This window comes from Veillonella sp. 3913 (assembly GCF_003992235.1).
Lineage (GTDB): Bacteria > Bacillota > Negativicutes > Veillonellales > Veillonellaceae > F0422.
This window is the reverse complement of sequence record NZ_RQVF01000008.1, coordinates 1-22,274: the sequence shown is the minus strand read 5'-3', so window position 1 is coordinate 22,274 and position 22,274 is coordinate 1. Positions and strand designations below refer to the sequence as shown.

The 22,274-nt window shown below is 38.6% G+C and carries 2 protein-coding genes; both read right to left on the bottom strand.

What is annotated here, in order from left to right:
• Window positions 1–318 precede the first annotated feature (318 nt).
• Window positions 319–5,688, bottom strand: coding sequence for an ESPR-type extended signal peptide-containing protein (locus EO113_RS07770; protein ID WP_127135988.1), 5,370 nt, complete (start codon window positions 5,686–5,688; stop codon window positions 319–321).
• A 676-nt stretch (window positions 5,689–6,364) separates the two neighbouring features.
• Window positions 6,365–21,868, bottom strand: coding sequence for an ESPR-type extended signal peptide-containing protein (locus EO113_RS07765; RefSeq protein WP_127135987.1), 15,504 nt, complete (start codon window positions 21,866–21,868; stop codon window positions 6,365–6,367).
• Between the last annotated feature and the right edge of the window lie 406 nt (window positions 21,869–22,274).

Sequence of the window (22,274 nt, the reverse complement as noted above, 5' to 3'; positions counted from 1 at the left end):
GCATATCGAGTAGCGACAACCATTTGAACTTAATCTTATTTTAGTTGCTTATTAAGTAACAACAATGATTTGAGATAGTACTCTCTACACCCATAGTATACTCGTTAAAAAAGGTGAAGTCAACACTAACCTTTTTTCCAAAAGAAATGCATTTAGCATTATCAGTTTTGTTGCGTTCCATTCTATCTATATCACGAAAACACAAGAAGAGCACGGCGTGTCCCGAACAAACAGAATATAATACTGTTTGAGAGGGAGATACCGTACTCTTCCTGTTACATTATTCAGTTAGCAACGTCTATATAGCCACATAAAATCTTATGCTTTTTCGTTTAAACGTTTAAACAATTCAGCAATTTGTGCTTGTTGCGTTGCTGCTAATGCTCGCAATTCTGCAATTTCATCTTTTTGAGCACTATTTTGTACTTCCAATGCAGATACTTTATCTTGCAATGTGTAAGATGCACTGATTGGTCCTTGACGGAATGTGTCTTTCACTGCTGTTTCATCTGCACGAGAACCAAATTTCCAAGTTACGCTAGCATTTGCCATCGTTTCACTACTACGTCCATTGAAAGATGCACCTACATGGAATAAAGTAGATTCATTTTTATAATGGTTCACACCTAATGCTAAAGCACTAGATCCTTTGTAATGACCTACACCTGCAGAAATTTGAGTTGGCTCCAATGGATCGTATTGGATTGTTTGTAAACCAGCCAAGGCTGCTGCTTGAGCTCCAGAACGGTTCACGCGATTACCTACTTCAGCTACTGCATTCGCTACTCCTTTTAATTGAGATACATTCACTGCATCTGTATCACCAACACCTGGTGCTACATTAGTAATTCTGTTATTGCCATTATCTAAACCATTATTTGTCAAGGAAACAGGTTGTTTAGTTTTATCAGCTGGAGTTACTTTGATACCATTTCCATCCATTTTAGTAGAAGAACCATCTTTACCAGTAGTTGTTACACTATCCAATTTCAAGTCACGATTCACGTCTACTTTTACATATGTAGTAGTTACTGTAGCACCATCTCTATCTGGTTTAGCATCTACTACCATAGATACAGTGGTATTATCACCGTTCGCAAATTTTACGTTATCCTTAGGGTTCACTCGTTCATACGTTTTTTCCTCAGTGCTGAAGGCTTTATCTGTAGAGCCGATACCGATGTCCCAACCAGATTTTTGGATAGCTGTAGCTACAGAGTTACCTGTTACATACCCATCACCATCATTTCTTACTGTGTCTGTTGGTTTGATTGGAAGCTCTTCTTTCATGGCTTTGCCAGTTTTAGGGTCTTTTTTATAGATTTTACCATCTGCACCACGTACACCCTTAACTTCTTTACCATCTGCACCAGTAATGATTACATTATTTGTTACACGACCTTCTTTTAAAGATACATTAATTTGACGAGTACCATCTTCTAATGTTTTACCAGTTACTTGTACACCATTATCACCTTTGAACTCTACCTTATTAGCATTACGAACTTGTTCTGTATAACCATTATCTTTGGCAGCTACTACGAAGCCCATGTTTTGTAAATCCCCAACAGTAGCTACATTATTAGGATTAGAGTTTGCAAAGTTTACAAGACCTGCTTTATCAGCATTCTCTGGTTTTGCCACAGGTTTTTGTTCATCTACATTAGGTTTTGGCTCACCATTTACTAAATCATCAGCTTTATACCAGTTACCATCATTACCCTTTTCAAGAATATCACCAGCTTCATTTTTTGTAACCAATGGGCTTGGTGCAGGTGTGGCATCCTTTTTTGGTTGTCCATTAGGTTCTACTTGATTTGCTGGGTACCATTTACCATCATTTGCTAATTTTACATCATCAGCCGGTTTAAAAGTCTCTGCACCATTAGCTACATTACCTAATTGTGTTGGGCTATTTGTAGGTGTTTTACCTTTTTCAGGAGCTGGATTTACCAAGGATGTTTTTAATGGATTTGCTTTTGGATCAATTGGTTTAATTACTGTACCATCTTCTGTAATAGGTTCACCTTTATCATTTGTTCCCACTGCTGGTTTACCCTCTGAAGTAATAGGTTGACCTTTTTCATTTACTGGATAGAAGTTATCACCAATTTTAGATACTGGTTTTCCATCTTTATCTGTGTATGTAATGGGAAGGCCTGTTACATTGTATGTTACATCGCTAGATTTACCATCTTTAGACGTCGTTACTACTGCTGTTGTATTGGCACCATCTACAAAGTTAACAGTGTCATATGGTTTCACAAAGTCACGTGCTTCACCATTGTTTTTCAAATTCCAGCCTGCATTTAATACGTCACCTACAGTAGCTGCATTGTTAGCAATTTTCGGCAATTCTTCTGCTGTTGGGCCTTCAGAATCTGTAGTTGGAGCAGTTGTACCTGGTTTCGCACCTGGTAAATTGCCTGCTACATTCGTGATATTAACTGGATCATTATTGTCGCCTTTACCTACTTTTAAGCCATCTGCTGTTGGAGCTAAGTTAACTTTATTGCCAGCCCCATCATTTAAATCAAGAGTTTTAAACTCTGGGTTATCTACTGTTTTGAAAGTAAATTTATTTGGAGTGCTGTGATCAATTTCAATATTTTTACCAGCATCAAACGTTACTTTTGTACTAGGTTTAACGTTATCATCTGCACCAATTGTTTTACCATCTTTTTCCGCAGAAGCAATCCAATAGGAATCATTAATAGCTTTTGCCACTGTATCTACAGTTGCCACTTTACCTTTATCTGCATCTGCAACTTTTGGCGCACCATTTTCATTAGTAATATCGCCTGCATCTACCGTGATATTACCTTTGTCATCTTTTTTCAAACCTGTACCAAGTTTTACATCAAATTTTACAGTAGATACTTTATTATCTGTTGTTTCTACTACAGCTGTTGTACCTTCACCATTGATAAAGTTTACAGTGTCATATGGTTTAACAAAATCTTTAGCATCTCCATTGTTTTGCAAGTTCCAACCTGCATTTAATACATCTCCTACAGTAGCTGCATTATTTTTAATGTTTGGCACGTCAGCTGGCGCTGGACCTTCAGAAGATGTAGTAGGAGCATCTGTACCTTCTTTTGCACCTGGTAAGTTGCCTGCTACATTATCCAATGTAGTTGGAGATTTTGTTCCTTTTGGTCCATTAATACTTGTTTTGATTGGACCTGTTACAGGATCACCAGAACCATCTGGATTTTTGCTGAAAATTGGGTTCCCTTTGTCATCTTTTTTACCAGTAGGATATACACGGTCACCATTTTCATCTGTATACACAACAGGAGCCGCTGCATTATTGGCCACTGCTTGATCATTCACATCGACAGTAATTGTACGTACACCATTTTCATCTGTTTTACCAGAAACAGTAGCACTACCTGTACCTACAAATTTCACTTCATTAGCATTTTTTACAGCTTCAGAGTATGGTTTACCTAAATCACCTGTTGTTTTATCAGCAGATACAACCCATCCCATGTTACGTAAATCACCTACAGTGGCTGCTGTATTATCACTTACTGTTGGAGCAGATCCATCTTTTGGCTTAGATAAATCAACTAGACCTTTTTTAGCATCTGGAGAATCTGGTGTTGTTTCAGCATATGGTTTTAAACCGGATGTTACATTCGTAATATTAGCAGGTTCGTTATTATCGCCTTTACCTAATTTTAGACCATCCGCTGTTGGAGCTAAGTTAACTTTATTGCCATCTTTATCTTTTAAATCAACACCTGTAAACTCTGGCTTATCTACTGTTTTAAAAGTAAATTTATTTGGAGTGCTGTGATCAATTTCAATGTTTTTACCAGCGTCAAAAGTTACTTTACCGCTAGGGTTAATTTTATCGTCTGTACCAATTACTTCGCCATCTTTTTCTGCAGATGCTGTCCAATAAGAGTTATTAATAGCATCTGCTACATTACCTGCAGTAGCTACTTTATCTTTATCTGCATCTTCCACTTTTGGGGCACCATTTTCATTTGTAATATTGCCTGCATCTACGCCGATATTACCGTCTTTATCTTTTTTCAAACCTGTGCCAAGTTTTACATCAAATTTTACAGTGGATACTTTATTATCTGTTGTTTCTACTACAGCTGTTGTACCTTCACCATTGATAAAGTTTACAGTGTCATATGGTTTAACAAGATCTTTAGCGTCTCCATTGTTTTGTAAGTTCCAACCTGCATTTAATACATCGCCTACAGTAGCCGCATTCTTTTTGATATTTGGCAAATCTGCTGCCGCTGGACCTTCAGAAGATGTTGTAGGTTCTTCAGTTCCTTCTTTTGCACCTGGTAGGTTACCTGCTACATTCATAATTGGTTTGTTATTCATGTTAATGCCATCAGCATTAGTTACAATACCACCTACATTAGTGCTGTCCAATCCTTTTAAATCTTTTGCCAATTTAAATGTTAAAGTGTTGCCATTTTCGTAATTTACACCGATATTATCATTAGATAATTTAGTTTTATCTGCACCACCTAACAAGTTCAAACGGCTTTCTTTCATACTTCTGCTTACAATTTTCTTTTTATCTGCATCCGCTTTTTTCGCATCCGCATCAGCACCTGTTACCTCGCCTTTATCAGCATCGTCACCAGCATATAAGAATGTTGGATCTATTGTCATGTTATTCAAAATGCCATATAACTGAGAACCATTGATACCATCAGTGGAAGTTTCAGATACTTCACCAGCGGCTACGTTCTTTAACTGACGTTCATAACCTGCTTTACCAATAGATACTACGTCACCTTTACCAGTTGTGGAACCACCACTCCAATTGTATGTATGTCCATTAACCGTTACAGATGTTTGTTTCGTACCTTCTTTATCTGTTACTGAACCACCACCTAGTGCTACAGAGTTATCAAATGTTGCTGTCGCTCCAGAACCAAGTGCAGTAGCATTGACTTTCTCTGCAGCCGCACCTGTACCAAGAGCCACAGAAATATCTCCAGCTTGCGCTTTTACACCGATGGCAATAGCTGCTTCACCAGATTTAGTATCTTTATAACGACCACCATCTGTATGTAAGTTTTTACCTGTAAGGTCAGTATAAGCAGCACCAACAGTACCTGTTACTTTATTTCCATCAGAGTTTGTATATGTCGTAGTGGCTGCAACTGCTCTATCTACGTCATCATTACCAATAGCAATGGAAGAGTTACCGTATGCCATTGTATTAGCACCTAATGCAACAGATTGATCTCCAAAGGCTTTAGCCCCTTCATGTCTCGCATTACCAGCACCAATTGCAACGGATTGAGAGGATTTTTTCTCATTACCTCTACCGTCAAAACCTGCGAAAGCATGTCTACCAATGACAATGTTACCTGCTCCATTAGCGTCAGTTTCATCACCAATAACAACATTGTTACCTTGTCTACTTGCATTAGCATCCCTACCAATAGCAATACTACTGCTATTAGTTAAAGCAGTGCCTTTATCGATTGTATTATCCGTAGTACTACCAATAGCAACCCCTGCTTCTACTGTATCTACACCTACTGCCATAGGACCCACCACCATAGCCATAGCTGCTGTAGCAACTACCACAGCTTTTGTTTTGTTGCGGCCTACTCGTTTTGCTAATTCAGATACTACTACGTAACATCCTTTTGTTTTGCTCCAAACTACTTTGTAAATTTGATTTAATCCCATTTGATTCCCTATCCTTTCTTAATTACTTTACATATACTCCTATACTTGACAACTTACTATTAATAAAACGAAAAACTATAATGTATATACTTATTTACATATTACAGTTTTCCTCATACATCACACTATATTAATAGTAATGTCATTTTTTTCATTTCTATACATCGAATTATATCGAAAAATATAGAATTATACAATATATTTTTGCGTTTATACGCATTTAGTATAGTTTAAACGTATTTTATACCATTTTTATTCATTCTGACTAATATAGTAAAAAATGAATTTTTATTCTTTTTTAAATGAAAAAACTTTTATAAAATACTTATTTTTTTAGATATATTCTCAAATGCTCTCAAGTTTTACACTATCTGTTTACAATTACATTATTTTATTTCCATTCATGTTTATTGTTTAATTAATCGTAAATACCGAACTTGTACATACATTACTAAAACTCATAGAAAAAGATAAGTTTTATTTTTACTTCATCTTTTTTTCATGAAGGTGTGGGCAAATATTTCTGCATCAACAGCAGTATCTATTCCCATTCATGATCCATGGCGAATAAAAAAGAACCTGAATCTCATCTCACTGAGATTCAGGTTCTTCTATTACACTGTATTGTTCTAGTATAACTGTCTACAATGAACGATAGTCTTCATTATCATTCAGTTTAACCTTTCAACAGTTTATACAGTTCTGCTACTTGTGCTTTTACAAGAGCCAATTCTTCACGTTGTGCTTCATTTTCTGCTTTTTGAGCAGCATTGGTAGCACGCAATTCATTTAATTGGTCTTTTTGGATTTGGTTTTGTGCTTCTAAGGCAGATACCTTATCTTGTAATGTGTAAGAGGCACTGATTGGTCCTTGACGGAATGTGTCTTTCACAGCTGTTTCATCAGCACGAGCACCAAATTTCCAAGTCACACTAGCATTGGCCATCACTTCACTACCATATCCATTAAAGGAAGCACCTAGATGGAATAAAGTAGATTCATTTTTGTAGTGGTTCACTCCAAGAGCTAACGCACTAGCACCTTGATAGTATCCTAGGCCTGCAGACACTTGAGTTGGCTCCAATGGATCATATTGAATAGTTTGTAATCCAGCTAATGCAGCCGCTTGTGCGCCAGAACGATTAATACGATTGTTGATATTGATCGTTGTACCTCGTAATTGAGACACGTTAACTGCATCCGTATCTTTCGTACCTGGTGCAAGATTGTGCATTTGTTGCATACCTGCAGAGATACCTTCTGTCATAAGCGGGTTACCATCTGGACCGGTTACAGGGTTACCCTTTTCATCCAATACTGGTTTATCCATACCGAAGGAAATAACTCGAGTATTATCTACTACATTTGGTTTTAAAGCTCCTACAGCACCCGCATATTTCTCGCCTGGTTTTCCATCTTTACCCATATACACAAAGTTACCATCTTTGTCTTTCATGACAGGCTTATTATCTTTATCTACATATGTAAGATTTCCATTTGCATCACGAGCTACTGTACTATTTGGAATGACTTTCAATCCTTCGTTCGTATACTCCGTAGAGTTACCAGGATTTTTAATCACTTCTTTTTGCTTTCCAGTAGTAGGATCAATAACTGGTTTACCATCTTTATCGAATACTTTTTCCATTTTTACTACTTCTTTTTGTTTTCCAGTAGTAGGATCGATAACTGGTTTACCATCTTTATCGAATACTTTTTCCATTTCATCAGTTGTAGTAAAGGCTATCTTATCACCAGATACATGCGATGTTTTTTCTACGCCAGTCTTCGGATCCGTTGCATTAAAAATTAAATCTTTATTGGTGAATGATGCCTTATTATCACCAGATTTATCTGTTAAAGCAATTTCCTTAGGTCCTACTACAGCTGTATTGTCATCTTTATCTTTGTAAGTAGTTCCTGCAGCATTAGAAGTATTCGTATTTCCATTTGTATCCTTCAATACATTAGTTGTCGGAGTACTTGTATTGGTATTACCAGCTTTGTCTTTTAGCTCAATTTTGTCTGCTGTAGATGTATTGGTATTTCCCTTAGTATCTTTCAACTCATTAGATGTTGGTGTACTTGTGTTAGTGTTACCATCTTTATCTTTGATCGTAATGGTATCACCTTTTATGGTTGTAGTAGCACCATCTTTACCATTCACACCGATGGCACCTTGTCCATCTTTCGCTGTCATGGAAATGCCGTCTTTACCATCTTTGCCTTTGACTGCGAAGGCACCGCTACCATCTTTACCAACTGTTGCAGACACTACATCTTTGCCGTCAGCATTTTTCACGATCATCGCACCATCTTTGGCCGGTGTCACATCAGCTTTTGGAACTGGTTTTGCATTAGGTTTTGGTTGTTTTGTCACTGGATCAATGTCGGACTCTTTATAGTAATCATCGCCCACTTTCACAAGGTTGTTACCATTTTTATCAACTGCTGTGCCACCAGTTGTGACAGAATCAATTTTAAGATCTCTATTCACATCTACTTTGACAAATGTAGTTGCTTTCTTAGTACCATCCTCATTAAGAGCGTCCACAGTCACCATAGATACATTCGTGTTAGCACCATTTGCGAATTTCACATCGTCATTTGGATTTACCTTGTCGTACACTTTTGCATCTTTACTGTAGTCTTTATCAGTAGAACCAATACCTACATTCCAACCAGAATCTTGGATTGCATTCGCCACTGTATTACCTGTCACAAAGCCTGCGCCCGCATTCGTTACTTTGTCAGTCTTAGGATCAACCTTCAATGGAGTACCTGCTGGTTTACCATCTGGACCTTTTTCGAATCCTATTGGTTTACCATCTTTGTCTACTTTGTAGTAGTTATCTCCAATTTTAACTGCATCAGTTTTTGTACCATTTGCATTAGTTATCGTTACTTTATTCGTAACTTCCCCTTCTTTGATACCTACCGTAATTTCACGAGTGCCATCAGTCAATGTTTTACCAGTAATTTCAATACCCTTACCGCCTTTGAAGTCAACTACATTTGCGTTTTTCACCACATCTTTGTAGCCATTACCATCTTTGGCAGATACAACCCAGCCCATATTTTGTAAGTCACCTACCGTAGCTGCTGCGTTTTTATTCACAGGCGCATCGGCTGTACCTTCCAAATCAACTAAGTTTGTTGGTGTTGTGTTAGGAGTAGCACCTGGCGCTGTACCTTGTGGTGTAGTATCTACAGATTTAGTGTTCAACGTGGAACCTACACCTGTAATTTGAGTTGGTTTACCATCCTTAGATGTGACATTTAATGCGGAAGATGGTTGTGCATCTGATGCATTATTCGTAGCTGGTTTTGCCGCTTCTGCTTTCATTGTCACAGGGCTCACTGGTGTAACAGGCGTTGTTGTTACATCCACTGGTGTTGCACCTGATTTTGGAGCGCCATTCACTACATCAGCTGGTTTGTAATAGTTGTCGCCCACTTTCGTGTACGTATTACCTTTACCATCTGTATAAGTATTTGGGCTACCTACGTTCAACGTGCCTGTATCCACATTTGTGAAAGTCACATTATCTTTCGTAGCGTATGTAATTTTACCATTTGCATCCTGTTTCACAGTCAAGTTATTTCCTGCTACCATTTCCACAGTATTGCTTGGTTTAATTAACTCTCCGTCATCCTTAGTTCCAGTAAGTTTTTCTCCCCCGTCAGCAGATGTTTTCAAGTTGAAGCCCGCATTGTTGATGGCTTCCGCTACATTTTGTACGGTAGCCACTTTGTTCAATCCTGCCTCATCATGCGCTTTCTGTGCTGTATCTACTGGTGTTTGTTTAGCAGCTACATCAGCTTTCTTATCTGCCACCGCTTGTTGTAATGCTGGATCTTTTGGATCTGCCGCTAATGCTTTTTCTGCTTCTTTTAAAGCTGCTCTTGCTGCAGACAAGTCTTTTTCAGCAGCTGCTAAGGTGTCTTTTAATTGCTTAGCTGTAGCTGGATCTGCAGGGGTAGCAATAGCTCCTGTTTCCTTATTATCCGTACCTACTGCTGGCTTCATTTCACCAGTAGTTACTTTTACACCATTTTCGTCAACCGTTACAGAACCATTAGCTGCTTTTACATTAAATGTAACATCACTTGCCGTGTTATCCTCACGAGTTGTTACCACTGCGGTGGTACCAAGACCATTGACAAAGTTCACTGTATCATATGGTTTTACAAAATCACGAGATTCTCCATTATTTTGTAAGTTCCAACCTGCGTTCAATACGTCAGATACTGTGGCTGCATTGTTACCAATATACTTCGGATTTGTTTGTCCATCTTTTGTTTTTGGATTTGCTAATGCTGCTGCTTCTTCTGCTGTTAATGGCGCTTTGTTGATGTTTTCTACATCGCCTGTTTTTTCTGTACCATCAGGATTTGTAATTGTTTTGGAGCCATCATTTACATTTGGAATGTTGTTTTTCACATTTTTCAATGTAGTTGGGCTTGTTGTCCCTTCTGGTCCGTTGATAGATGTAACCACATCTCCTTTTGGAACTTCTGCACCAGATCCATCTGGATTTTCAAAGAATTTAACTTCTTCTTTACCTGTTTTTGGATCTCTCACAGCCTTAGGATATACCTTAGTACCATCTGCTTTTGTGTAATTAACAGGTGTAACTGAGTTATTCGTAGACGTTTGGTCATCTACTTTTACAGTGATGGTACGTACACCTTTGTCATCTGTTTTACCAGATACGATAGCTGTACCTTCGCCAACGAATTTCACTTCATTTGCATTTTTCACTGTATCTGTATAGGCCTTGTCTGTTTCACCTGTTGTTTTGTCAGAAGATACAATCCAACCCATGTTACGCAAATCGCCTACTGTAGCAGCTGTATTGTCGCTTACTTTAGGTTTTGACCCATCTGTTGGTGTAGATAAATCTACTAAACCATTATTAGCTTTTGTAGAACCTGGAACTTCTTTTCCATCTACTGTATCACCATATTTTTGTAAGCCAGATGTTACATTTCCTAATTGTGTAGGATCTGTAGTTTTCTTATTTGGTTCAGTATCTGTATTTTTAACATTTGGATTCACCAAAGAAGAGGTTAATGGGTTTGCAGTTGTATCGATTGGTTTGATAACATTTCCATTTTCATCCACAGGTTTACCATCTTTATTCACCTTCGCACTTGGCTTACCATTTGCATCAATTGGTTGACCTTTATCATTCACTGTATAATAATCGTCTCCAATTTTGGATACTGGTGTACCATCTGCTGTAGTGTATGTCACAGGCAATCCTGTTACATTGTATGTCACATTGCTTGTGGTTCCATCTTCAGATGTAGTCACTACGGCTGTCGTATTCACACCGTTTACAAAGTTCACAGTATCGAATGGTTTCACAAAGTCACGGGCTGCTCCATTGTTTTGTAAATTCCAACCTGCGTTTAATACGTCAGATACTGTAGCTGCATTGTTACCAATGTACTTAGGATTTGTTTGTCCATCTTTTGTTTTTGGATTTGCTAATGCTGCTGCTTCTTCTGCTGTTAATGGCGCTTTGTTGATATTTTCTACATCGCCTGTTTTTTCTGTACCATCAGGATTTGTAATTGTTTTGGAGCCATCATTTACATTTGGAATGTTGTTTTTCACATTTTTCAATGTAGTTGGGCTTGTTGTGCCTTCTGGTCCATTGATAGATGTAACCACATCACCTTTTGGAACTTCTGCACCAGATCCGTCTGGATTTTCAAAGAATTTAACTTCTTCTTTACCTGTTTTTGGATCTGTCACCGTCTTAGGATATACCTTAGTACCATCTGCTTTTGTGTAATTAACAGGTGTAACTGAGTTATTTGTAGACGTTTGGTCATCTACTTTTACAGTGATGGTACGTACATTGCCATCTGTTTTACCAGATACGATAGCTGTACCTTCGCCAATGAATTTCACTTCGTTAGCATTTTTCACTGTATCTGTATAGGCCTTGTCTGTTTCACCTGTTGTTTTGTCAGAAGATACAATCCAACCCATATTACGCAAATCGCCTACTGTAGCGGCTGTATTGTCGCTTACTTTAGGTTTTGCCCCATCTGTTGGTGTAGATAAATCAACTAAACCATTGTTAGCTTTTGTGGAACCTGGAACTTCTTTTCCATCTACTGTATCACCATATTTTTGCAAGCCAGATGTTACATTTCCTAATTGTGTAGGATCTGTAGTTTTCTTATTTGGTTCAGCATCTGTATTTTTAGCATTTGGATTCACTAATTTAGATGTTAATGGAGTATCTGTAATATTAACTTCAGAAATTGGTTGTCCATCTTCACCAACAGGCACTCCATTTTCATTGATTTTTGTAGCTGGCTTACCATTGGAATCCAATGGTTGACCTTGTTCATTAACTTTGTAGTATTTGTCTCCAATTTTGGATACTGGTGTACCATCTGCTGTAGTGTATGTTACAGGCAATCCTGTTACATTGTATGTCACATTGCTTGTTGTACCATCATCAGATGTTGTTACAACCGCTGTTGTATTTAAACCGTTCACGAAGTTTACAGTGTCATATGGTTTCACGAAGTCTTTCGCAGTGCCATTGTTTTGTAAATTCCAACCTGCGTTCAATACGTCAGATACTGTGGCTGCATTGTTGCCTACGAAGTTAGGATTTGATTTGCCATCTTTTGTTGTTGGTTTCAACAAGTCCGCTGCTTCTTCTGCTGTCAATGGAGCTTTGTTAATGTTTGCTACATTACCTGCATCTGGTTTATCTGTTCCATCAGCATTTATTACTTTTTTATCAGCATCATTCACTGCTGGAATGTTATTTTTCACATTGCTTAAGGATGTTGGGCTTGTAGTTCCTTTTGGTCCATTAATTGTTGTTTTAACAGGACCTGTTACATCCTCGCCTTTTCCATCTGGTTTAGTATTGAAGATTTGGTTACCATCTTTATCTGTTTTACCAGTTGGATACACTTGTTTACCATCTTTATCTGTGTACACCACAGGTGTTACCGCATTGTTTGTAGACGTTTGGTCATCTACTTTTACAGTGATTGTACGAACACCTTGGTCATCTGTTTTACCAGATACGACAGCTGTACCTTCGCCTACAAATTTCACTTCGTTAGCGTTTTTCACTGTTGCAGAGTATTCATCAGTAGTGACTGCACCATTTTCACCTGTTGTTTTGTTAGAAGATACAATCCAACCCATGTTACGTAGATCACCTACAGTAGCGGCTGTATTATCGCTTACATTCGGTTCACCTTGTTCTGGTTTAGACAAGTCTACTAAGTTATTACGAACTGGCGCTTTACCATTAACTTCTGGGTCACTATAATTTGTTAATTTGCTAGTTACATTATCCAAAGTTGTTGGACTTGTTGTGCCAGTTTTATTAGTTTCCGGTGCTGGGTTTACCAAGGATGTTTTCAATGGTTTTGCCGCTGTATCAATTGGGTTGATCACATTGCCATTACCATCGATAGGTTCTCCATTGTTGTTCACTTTCGTGCTTGGGTTACCTTGTTCATCTACTGGTTGACCTTTGTCATTTACTTTGTAGAATTTATCTCCAATTTTGGATACTGGTATACCATCTGCTGTTGTGTATGTCACAGGCAAGCCTGTTACATTGTATGTCACATTGCTTGTTGTACCATCATCAGATGTTGTTACAACCGCTGTTGTATTTAAACCGTTCACGAAGTTTACTGTGTCATATGGTTTCACGAAGTCTTTCGCAGTGCCATTGTTTTGTAAATTCCAACCTGCGTTCAATACGTCAGATACTGTGGCTGCATTGTTGCCTACGAAGTTAGGATTTGATTTGCCATCTTTTGTTGTTGGTTTCAACAAGTCCGCTGCTTCTTCTGCTGTCAATGGCGCTTTGTTAATGTTTGCTACATTACCTGCATCTGGTTTATCTGTTCCATCAGAATTTGTTACTTTTTTATCAGCATCATTCACTGCTGGAATGTTGTTTTTCACATTGCTCAAGGATGTTGGACTTGTGGTTCCTTTTGGTCCATTAATTGTTGTTTTAACAGGACCTGTTACATCCTCTCCTTTTCCATCTGGTTTAGTATTGAAGATTTGGTTTCCATCTTTATCTGTTTTACCAGTTGGATATACTTGTTTACCATCTTTATCTGTGTACACCACAGGTGTTACTGCATTGTTTGTAGACGTTTGGTCATCTACTTTTACAGTGATTGTACGAACACCTTTGTCATCTGTTTTACCAGATACGACAGCTGTACCTTCGCCTACAAATTTCACTTCGTTAGCGTTTTTCACTGTTGCAGAGTATTCATCAGTAGTCACTGCACCATTTTCGCCTGTTGTTTTGTTAGAAGATACAATCCAACCCATGTTACGTAGATCACCTACAGTAGCAGCTGTGTTATCGCTTACTTTTGGTGCATCTCCATTTGCTGGTTTGGATAAATCTACTAAGCCATTATTCGCTTTTGTAGAACCTGGAACTTCTTTTCCATCTACTGTATCACCATATTTGTCCAAGCCAGATGTTACATTGCCTAATTGTGTAGCTGTTGTTGTATTAGGTTTATCTCCTGCTGGTGTTGGATTAACTAACGCAGTTTTTAATGGTTTTGTTGTATCAATTGGTTCAATTACATTGTTATTTTCATCAACCAATTTACCATCATTATTTTTGCCTACTGCTGGTTTACCTGCATCACTGATAGGTTGACCTTTATCGTTAACTTTGTAGTATTTATCTCCTACTTTAGATACTGGTGCACCATCTTCTGTTGTGTATGTCACAGGTAATCCTGTTACGTTGAAAGTCACATCGCTTGCAGTACCTGCAGCATTCGTTGTCACTACAGCTGTTGTATTACCACCGTTCACAAAGTTTACTGTATCATATGGTTTTACGAAGTCTTTCGCTGCACCATTGTTTTGTAAATTCCAACCAGCGTTCAATACATCGGAGACTGTAGCTGCGTTGTTGCCTACGAAGTTAGGATTTGCTACTCCATTCACAATAGGTTTCAACAAGTTGGCTGCATCTCCTGCTGTAATTGGCGCTTCTGTATTGTTTTTGCCACCAATTGCAGTTCCATCTGCCTTATGAGCTGTTTTATCTTCATCATTTACTGTTGGAATGTTGTTTTTCACATTGCTCAAGGATGTTGGACTTGTTGTACCCGTTTTATTAGCTTCTGGTGCTGGGTTTACCAAGGATGTTTTTAATGGTTTATCTGTAATGTTCACATCAGGAACTTCCTGTCCATTTGCATCAAGTGGTTTACCATCTTTGTTGAACTTCGTAACTGGCGCACCTGTACCATCTAATGGTTGACCTTGATCGTTAACTTTATAGTATTTGTCACCAATTTTAGTCACTGGTGTACCATCTTCTGTTGTGTATGTCACAGGCAAGCCTGTTATATTGTATGTTACATTGCTTGTCTTACCATCCACAGTAGATACTACAGCTGTGGTGTTCAACCCATTTACAAAATTAACTGTATCATATGGTTTCACAAAATCTACGGCTGTACCATTACCTTGTAAGTTCCAACCTGCATTCAATACATCAGATACTGTAGCGGCATTATTTGGATTGATATATTTGTCGCCATCTTTATTTGTTGTATTTGGTGCTGCTTGAGATTTCGTCGCATTGCTTGGCGCATCTGCTGTATTGGCAGTATCACTATTTTTAGTATCAGGAAGGTTAGATTTTACGTTAGACAATGTTGCTGGAGTAGTTGTTCCTTTTGGTCCGTTCACAGAAGTAATGACTTCTGTGCTTGGAATTTCCTTACCCGTACCATCTGGATTTTCAAAGAATTTAACTGTCTTAGTTCCATCTCCATTATCCACTTCTTGAGGATATACTTTAGTACCATCTGCTTTCGTGTAATTCACAGGAGTCACAGTTTTATTGAGACCTGTTTGACTATCTACTTTTACAGTGATTGTACGTACACCTTTGTCATCTGTTTTACCAGATACAATAGCACTGCCTTCACCGACAAATCGTACTTCATTGGCATTTTTCACTGCCTCAGAATATTCAGTGGCAGTTGTTGTTCCATTAGCACCTGTTGTTTTATCGGAAGACACAATCCAACCCATATTACGGATATCTCCGACTGTTGCTACTGTGTTATCCGTTACATTTGTATTCGTTAAATCTCGCAAACTATTTTTAGCTGGTTCTTTACCATTCACTGGATCAGCTTTATAATTCTCCAACTTGCTTGTCACATTATCCAATGTAGTAGGACTTGTTGTGCCTGTTTTATTAGCTTCAGGTGCTGGATTCACTAAGGATGTTTTTACAGGATTATTAGTTGTATTAATCGGATCGATGACATTACCTTCATCATCTACTGGTTTACCATCTTTATTCACCTTCGTGCTTGGATTGCCTTTAGCATCTAATGGTTGACCTTTGTCATTAACTTTGTAGAAATTATCGCCAATTTTAGATACTGGATTACCATCTTTATCAGTATAGGTAATCGGTAAGCCTGTGACATTATATGTTACATTGCTTGTTTTACCATCCACAGTGGATACAACAGCTGTCGTATTCACACCGTTTACAAAGTTCACTGTGTCATACGGTTTTACGAAATCCACCGCTGAACCATTACCTTGTAAATTCCAACCTGCGTTTAACACATCACCAACAGTAGCTGCATTTGCTGGATTTACTTGGTTAGCGGATGTTCCCAATGTTGGAGCTGCTTGTGATTTAGTAGCATTACTTGGGTTTGTCGCTGTGTTCGGAGCATCGCTATTTTGCGTATCAGGCAGATTAGATTTCACATTCGTAATATTGACTGGGTTTGTACCATCTTTGTCAGACACTTTGATATTACCATCATCTGTTTTAGATAATTTTGGTCCTTGATCTCCACCTACTTGAATAGTGTTGAAAGAAGGATTCTCCACCGTAGCAAATGTGATTTTACCATTCGCATCATGTTTTACATCTAGGTTTTTGCCAGAAATCATTTCTATAGTACTGCCTGCTTTAATGGATTCACCATCGGTAGTAACACCACTGCCTGCATTTCTTGTACCACCATTAGCACTTGCTTTCAATGTGAAAGCAGCATTATTCACAGCCTTGGCAACTGTATCTACAGTAGCAATTTTTCCTGCGTCAGCAGTTGGTACTTCCACGGTACCTTTTTTATCGCCTTGTTCAACAGCATTCACAGTACCTGTATTAACAGTAAGACCATCTTTACCTGTAGTAATTGTTTTATTATCGGTTTTAACTTTTAAGCCATCATCAGTTACTTCTAAAGACTGATCTGCTTTTTTTACTGCAACACCAGCATCAGTTACTTCTAAAGACTTATCTCCTGGTTTTACAGTAATTTTGTTATCTGTAGTTTTTTCTAAACCATTACCAGTGTTTACATTGTATTTAATTTTAGAGGTTGACTGATCTGTTGTCGTTTCTACGACAGCTGTTGTACCCTCACCATTAACAAAGTTCACAGTGTCATATGGTTTCACGAAATCTTTCGCTGCATCATTATTTTGTAAGTTCCAACCAGCGTTTAATACGTCACCTACTGTGGCTGCATTATTTTTGTTTACTTGGTCAGTTCCTGTTCCCAATGTTGGTGCTGTTGCGCTAGTTGTTGGTGCATTTGTACCTGTTTTAGCACCATCTAAGTTGCCGCCTACATTAGTAATTGGGTTACCACCATTATTTAAACCATCTTTTGTTAAAGATACTGGTTGTTTACCATTAGTAACAGGTGTGATTGTTACACCATCACTATTGATTACAGTTTTATCACCAGCTTGGTTTTTAAATTCAGCGCTTGTTAGACCAGTTAACTCTTTTTGCAAGGAATAGATAAAGTTTTTACCATCTTGTTTAACAGCTAAATTATCACCAGCTTTGAAAGTTACTGTATTACCTGCTTTGATTAACTCTGTAGCAGCGCCAGACACAGTACCAGAGCCATCTTTATCTGCTGTCGCTTTCCAACCCATTTCTGTTAAGGTATTCACCAATTGATCAGCAGTAACCAATTTGCCATTTGTCGTATCCGCTGTTGGCACGCCATCAGCTCCTGTTGTTAGGGTCGCTGTTTTTGGAGTTAATGTAATCGTGTCGCCTTTTGCCGCTACATCTAACAATGTGCCATCGCTAGATTTAACAGTAAATTTAATACCACCTTTTTTATCTAGTTCTTGTTCATCTGTTTCAGTAGCAGCATTATCACCTGTTTGGCCTTTTAATTGGATAGTATTATTCGCTAGCTTATGGAATTGACTACCGTTAATAGCATCTTTGGAATCTGCAGAGATATCGCCATCTTTTACATTTGTAATTTTTACAGGTTCTGTACCATCTTTATCGGATACTTTAATAGAACCATCAGCTGCTTTAGCAAATTTAGGCCCTTCACTACCACCTACTTGTACAGTATCGAAAGATACATTATCTTTTGTAGCAAAAGTAAACTTACTACCTGCTTGTGTAATCTTAATGTTTTTATCTGCTTCAAAAGTAACTTTGTCGCCTGCTTTCACAGATTGATCTGTTGGTGTTGCACCTAACTCACCATCGGCTGTTTTCTCAGAGGTCGCAATCCAAGCAGCACTATTTACAGCATTAACTACAGAATCTACGGTAGCCACTTTACCAGTATCGCCATCTTTTACTTTCACAGTACCAGGGTTAGCACCAGTAGTAACAGATTCAATTTCACCGGTATTTACTTTTAAACCCTTTTCATCAGTAGTTAACGTTTTATCTCCGGCTTTGACCTTTAAGCCAGCATCTGTTACTTCTAAGGATTTATCAGCTGTATTGACGGTTAAACCAGCATCTGTTGTTTTTAATGACTTATCTCCTGGGTTTACCTTAACTCCATCTGTTCCAACAGTTAAAGATTTGTCAGCTGCGCTCACAGTGATTTTGTTGGTCGCATCATCTTTTTTCAAGCCATCGCCAAGGTTTACGCTGTATTTCACAGTAGATGTTTTACCATCTGTACTTTCTACAGTAGCTGTCGTGCCATCTCCATTGACAAAGTTCACAGTATCATAAGGCTTCACAAAATCTACAGCTTTGTTATTACCTTGTAAATTCCAACCTGCATTCAACACGTCAGATACTGTCGCTGCATTCGTCGGATTTACTTGATTAGCAGCATTCCCTAAAGTTGGCGCTGCTTGGGATGTAGTGGCATTACTTGCCCCTGTAGTAGCATCGTTATTTTTAGTTTCTGGTAAATTACCTGCCACATTAGAAATCGCATTACCACCATTATTCAAACCTGCAGTCGTTAACGAAACAGGTTGTTTCCCCGCAGTTACTGGATTGACTGTCACTCCAGCACCATTGATAGTAGTCGTATCGCCTGCATCATTTTTAAACTGAGCACTTTTTAATCCCGTTAATTCTGGATTCAAGGAATAGGTGAATTTAGACGTTACACGTGTTCCCGTTTGACGCTCTGGATTATCTGGATCTTCATAGACTGGTCTAGATGCATCTTCTTGATGTAACACCAAGTTATCGCCTACACGAATTTTTACTTCATCATTAAGACGTACTTTATCTATATGACCTGTAGCCGTACCTGGATTTTCTCGTGTTGTTGTTTTACCATCAGTAGAATGCACTTCAGTTCCCGCTGTAGCAACAGTACCATTTAATTTCAATACACCTGAACTAGTTTTATCTTTTTCAGCTTCTACAGCCCAACCACTGGACATACGTTTTGTAACGGAATTCAACTGAGAACCATTGATAGCATCTGTAGAATCATCTGCAATACGGCCAGCTGCTACGTTTTTCAATTGACGTTCTGCCCCTGGTGAACCAAAAGATACTACGTCACCTTCAGACGTATTTGTGCCACCTGCCCAATAGAATGTATAGGCTACTTTTTTACTATCAAATGGTACAATTTTACCTTCTTTATCATAGGAAATATCTGTTTGTCGAGTACCAATAGAGCTCTTATCCGCTCTAGAACCTGTACCGATAGCCACCCCATTTTGTAGTTCAGAAATAGCACCTGTGCCTAGGGCCACACCACCTAATTTCGTGACACGTGCACCAGTACCAATAGCAGTTCCTAGATTACCAGTAGATAGGGAGTGAATCCCCATGGAAATAGATCCATGACCATTTTTATTCTCCGCCAAGGAATAATTTAAGGTAGCTGTGTTCAAAACGCCACCATTCGTTAATTCTCCATAGGCTTGTTGGATAGTACCACTAGTGTCTTCCATTTCTACAGAACGGATGGTACGCTTAATTTGTTCTCCGCCAACGGTCTCTGTTTTTTCAGTGGATTTGATGACCGTACGACCTTGCGCATCCTTTTTCTCTTTTTGATAGCTCACAGTTTTTGCTGCTACTTTATTAATTTCAGAGCCACCAATCATGATGGAAGAATCACCTTGTGCCTGTGTTCCAAGACCCATAGCAATGGCACCTTGTTCACCAGAAGCAACCGCGCCTTGACCGACCGCAATATCTGCTGTTTTTTCAGCTTTTGCCAATTGACCTACTGCAACGGAGGATGCAACTGCTTTAGACTCATCACCAACAGATACAGCAGACACACCAGCATCTGCTTTATAACCAGTAGCTACCGCAGATTGCTCTGCCCTTGAAGCAGTACCTGCAGCTACGCCAAACTTGCCATTTACCCAAGAACCCATACCGATGGCTACTGCAGCTTCCGCATTTGCTTGTATAGCAGAACCAGATCCAATAGCCGTGGCACCATAGGCTCCCTTACGAACTAATGCATTCGTACCGATAGCAACCCCCAATGGAGTAGTAGAATGAGCTTGCATACCAATGACAGTAGATCCATTTTGCGCATATGTAGCTTGATATGCTGTATTTAACGCAGCCCCAACAAGTTCTTGGTACTTTTGACTAATGTTTTTACTCGCTAACGTTCCACTTTGATCATGATCAGATACGTCTCCCACGCCAAAATTATCTCTATTTGACATAAAATATCTAGCATTCGCAAATTGAGTAATATCATTACCCCCAATGGCAATCGCACCTTGACCAGCTATCGACTGAGCACCTAAGGCTACCGCTTGGTCCCCGATAGCGCGGGTATTACGACCCACTGCAGTACCTTCATTAATATCTACTCCTTTATAGTTAAATCGATTTGCTGCATCTTTATTTCCTGCTTCTGTCGATGTGTTACCAAAAGCCTTAGCTAGTACAGTTGCATTATCATCAGGATCAGTGCCATTTCCTGTTGGTATACCATCTGTATTGATTGCACGAAACCCCGCGCCAGCACCAGCACCAATAGCTACGGAAGAGTTAATAGCAGTATTATTCCTATTAACCCCCGTATAAGATGATACCCCGATTGCCACGCCACCTGCGGCAGTATTTTTCCCTGTGCTTGTTACATCAGTAGCTGCTCCCGCTTTATCAGAACCTGCTGTGGAATTATAGCCTATAGCAATACTATGTCCATTTCCTTCAGCACGGCTTTGGGCTTCTTTACCAATGATAATATCATTGTTTTTCTTCGCTTCGCTAGATGAACCAAAAGCAATTGTATCATTCGCTGTAGCCTTTGCCTCATTACCAAATGCCATTGAGCGCTGCCCAGCCGCTTGTGTATTTCTACCAAATGCTACTGTATATAAATTTGTAGACTTTGAATTTGTACCTAGAGCAATCGCATCAGCTCCGTTTGTATTAGAATTTTGTCCTATAGCGAGGGATCGATCTCCCTGTGCATTACTGTTAGCAGATATAGCCACTGCTTGCACGCCACTTGCTTTAGCAGCAACACCAAGCACCTCTGACAAGTTCCCTGATGCTTGCGCATCAAGCCCTATTGCAGTAGCACTATCTCCTGTAGCTTTTGATTTTCTACCTACCGCCACTGCATTGTTCTGAGTAGCCTGAGATTCGGTCCCTACAGCCACTGCATTATTACCACTAGCTGATGAAGTTCCTCCAAAAGCGACACTGGTATCGCTACCTGTGCCTGCATTATTAATGGCCGCCCCTACTGTGTTTACCATCACAGGACTCACCGCCATAGCCATAGCAGCAGAGCTAATGACAATAGCTTTCGCCTTATTACGACCTACCCGTTTTGCTAATTCAGATACAACTACGTAGCAGCCCTTTGTTTTACTCCACACAACTTTATAAATGCGATTTAATGCCATTTACTTCCTCACCTTTCATTTATCATCTATACGCATATGATTTTAATATTATTACTGTCTTTTATATAGAAAACACAAAAAACTATAACTTCACCTATATTTTTAAGTTATAGCTCATAAACTATGGAATTGTTATCTTCTACTGATAAAATCATATAAAATATATTAGCCTATTAGCAAACTTAAGTTAGCACTCCAGTTTCCTTCATTGACTAATATACCTATATTACATTATGCATAAAATTATATACAACAAATAAAAAGAATACAAGCTACTTATAGTAAGCATATTAAATTAGTATAGATTGATTTTATCTTAGAAATACAAGTATTTCAAAACAGTACTCTATGTATGTATTTTTATTCCTAATTATATATTTTATTACAAAAAAGAGAATTAATTTAT